Source organism: Ralstonia sp. ASV6 (genome assembly GCF_016429285.1).
GTDB classification, from domain to species: Bacteria; Pseudomonadota; Gammaproteobacteria; order Burkholderiales; family Burkholderiaceae; genus Ralstonia; species Ralstonia flaminis.
In genome coordinates this window covers 1-445 of sequence record NZ_JAELUI010000371.1, presented here as the reverse complement: position 1 = coordinate 445, position 445 = coordinate 1, and the positions used below count along the sequence as shown (strand labels likewise).

1 protein-coding gene is annotated in these 445 nt (G+C 62.2%); it reads right to left on the bottom strand.

Going from position 1 to position 445, the window contains the following annotated elements; translation table 11 throughout:
* On the bottom strand, positions 1–445 hold a 445-nt coding region (locus JHD73_RS28055), incomplete at both ends, for a methyl-accepting chemotaxis protein (RefSeq protein WP_233177203.1).

Here is a 445-nt window from a genome sequence, read left to right as displayed (position 1 = left end):
GCTCCGTACACGCCACCAACGTCGCCTGCAGATTCTCCACCCCCTGGCTATTCAGCAGATTGATCTCGGTAATATCCACATTCAACGCCTCAACCACCGCCGTCTGCTCCTCCGTAGCCGCCGCCACCGACTGGTTCATATTGTCGATCTCCCCAATCCGCTGCGTCACGCTACCCAGCCGTTTACCCGCCAGGTTCACCGTGCTCACACTGGCTTCACTGTGCTGCTGGCTCTCGGTCATGGTGGTCACCGAATCCCGCGCCCCCACTTGCAGGCTTTCGATCATCTGCTGAATCTCCTGGGTCGACTCCTGCGTACGGTGGGCCAAGCTGCGCACTTCGTCGGCGACCACCGCAAAGCCACGGCCGGCTTCACCCGCGCGGGCGGCTTCGATGGCGGCGTTGAGGGCCAGCAGGTTGGTCTGCTGGGAGATGCTCTTGATCAC